2 protein-coding genes and 1 pseudogene are annotated in these 2,312 nt (G+C 70.2%); 1 reads left to right on the forward strand and 2 read right to left on the reverse strand.

Annotated elements, in window-relative coordinates; genetic code table 11:
- A pseudogene (locus ACGFK0_RS37585) lies at window positions 1-251 on the reverse strand (hypothetical protein); the annotation flags it as partial.
- Window positions 252-1,190: 939 nt separating this feature from the next.
- On the opposite strand from ACGFK0_RS37585, the gene ACGFK0_RS37590 reads away from it, so the two are divergent.
- Complete coding sequence (locus ACGFK0_RS37590) at window positions 1,191-2,030, forward strand: STAS domain-containing protein (RefSeq protein WP_392913537.1); 840 nt, start codon at window positions 1,191-1,193, stop codon at window positions 2,028-2,030.
- Here ACGFK0_RS37590 and ACGFK0_RS37595 read toward each other — a convergent pair.
- Window positions 2,031-2,312, reverse strand: a 282-nt coding sequence (locus ACGFK0_RS37595; RefSeq protein WP_392913541.1) for a hypothetical protein, incomplete at its 5' end; no start/stop codon positions are given.

The raw sequence follows: 2,312 nt of genomic DNA on the forward strand, positions 1-2,312 counted from the left end.
ATCAGGCCGCGCAGGTCGCCGTAGCCGTCGCCGTTGGAATCGGCGAACCCGCGCACCGACACCTCGTAGAACACCGCCGTCTTGAACCAGTGCGGTGTGCGGGGGGTCTTCTCGCTGAAGGGGTCCGGGAGTGCCCGGCCGGCCGGCGCCGCGGCGTCCGCCCCGGGGCCGCCGGCCCGCAGGGCCTCCGTCTCCGTCTCGGTGACCTGGTCGGACGTGCTGGTGGTGAGGTTCTTCGGCTGGCCGTGCATGGGTCACCCCGGGTGTGTTGGAGACATCTAGATCAGCAATGCCCGCAGTCCGCGTCCGCGACGTGCGCGACAGGCAACCATCCGTAAAAATCTCAGTACTGTCCGTGACCGGCCATCCGGTTTCGGTGCCCGCAGATCCGTCCGGACGGGACGGGCCGCGCCCAAGCACGAGGTAGATCGCGCCGTGTCCGGCCACACCGGCCCTGCCGCACCCGCGACCGGGAAGGTCATCGCCCGGTAGCGGTCCGTTATGGCGCGGGAAAGTAGCGCAAAAACACGTTGATCTGCGGCCCGGTCACTGGCGCGCACCGTCTCGAATACTTGCCGCACGACGGTTGTGTCATGTCCGTGTTTTTAGCTTCGTCGCTTTTTCTGTCGCATGCCTCGGGTAGGTCATTTCCAAGCTCAGAACCTGTCGTGCAGTTGACGCCTGTGCGTTTGACGCCCGTGCGTTCGACACCCCGTGTGGATGACGGCTTGTGTGGATGACGCCTGTGCGGATGACGCCCGTGTGGATGACGCCTGTGTGGATGACGGCATGGCGGTTGACAAGTCCGGACGGAACTATTTCGTCCAAAGCGATCGGAGGGACAGTGGAGCGCTGGGAGATGTCGCCATCGGTCGTACCGACGCGCGATGACCTCGTGGCCCGGCTGCGCGTTCGCTTCGCCGATGTTCCGGCGGAGAACGTGCGCCGTTGCGTGGACGACCTGTGGTGCTGCTGCACCCATCTCGGAGTGCGGCCCGAGGAACGGACCATCGAACGCCTCGCGGCGTCCCGGCTGACGGGTGTCGTGCGGGGAGGGCGCCCGCCGTATCCGGACGGGCGTCCCGCGTCGAGACCGCCCGGCTCCCATGCCGCCGCCCATGGTGACCTGACCGTTTCGCCCCGGCCCGCCCACGCGGCCACGAGTACCCCGATCGGGATGTGACTGACACATGAAGGACACGACCGTGGCGGGCCTGAGCATCGAGACCCGCAGAGGTTTCATCGTCCTGGGCCTGCCCGCGCAGATCAGCTGGCAGAACTACGCGGGGATCAGGGAGGGGGTGAGCAGGGCGCTGTCCCTCGCGTCCGCGGGCCCGGCGCGGGGCGGCGGACGCGGCGGAGTCGTCGTCGACTTCGGGGACGCGGTGCTGCTGGACGCCGCGGGGCTGGTCCTGCTGGCCCGCGCGGAGACGCGGGCGCAGCTGCTCGGCTGCCCGCTGCGCGCCGTGGTGCCCGCCCTGTCCGCCCATGTGCTGCGGGCGCTGCAGCTCACCGGCCTGAGCCGGCTCGTGCCGGTGTTCGCCGACGTCGCGTCCGCCACGGCCGCGCCCGTCCCCGGCGGGGGAGCGGGCGACGTGGACACGACGCACGTGCTGGACGCCATCCGGGCCCTGCACCCGGGCGACGCCGGGCTCACGCCCACCCCGCCCGCCCCGTCCGAACTGATGATCACCACGACGGCGGCCGGCGACGGCGACCACACGGTCGTCCACCTGTCCGGCGTGCTCGACGAGGTCACGGTGCCGCGGCTCGGGGACACGCTCACCCAGCTGGTCGAGGCGAACCTGCGGCATCTCATGGTGCGGATGCACGACCGGCTCGGCGTCCGCTGCGACCCGCTGCCGATCCTGCTCGGCATCCGCTGGCGCGTCGCCGCCGAGGGCGGCTGCCTGTCGCTGCCCGCGCTGCCCGCCAAGCTTCGCCGCATCATCGACCGCGAGGGTCTCGGCTCGGTCTTCACCGGCTGCCGCTCCATCGAGGATCGCCTGCTCACCGCCGAGTTGATCTGATCAGGTTCCGTTCGGGCGCGGCCTCCCGCCGGCCGAACGACGCGGACCACCGCGGCGCGGCTTCGGCTTCGGCTTCGTCCCGTTATTCGCCCTGACCCTGCCGTTCTCCACGCTGTTCTCCGCGACGCTGTTCCCATCGGCCCGCACATGTCCGCCGTTCCGCTGGAACGTGAGGATGTGTGCGGGCCGTGTTCGGGGGTCGAGGTGGACGTAGTTGGAGCGGTGCCAGGTGTAGGTGGTGCCGTCGAGTTGGTCGGTGAGGGTGTGGGGTTGGTGGGGGTC

This window comes from Spirillospora sp. NPDC048823 (assembly GCF_043198445.1).
In the GTDB taxonomy this organism is placed as follows: domain Bacteria; phylum Actinomycetota; class Actinomycetes; order Streptosporangiales; family Streptosporangiaceae; genus Spirillospora.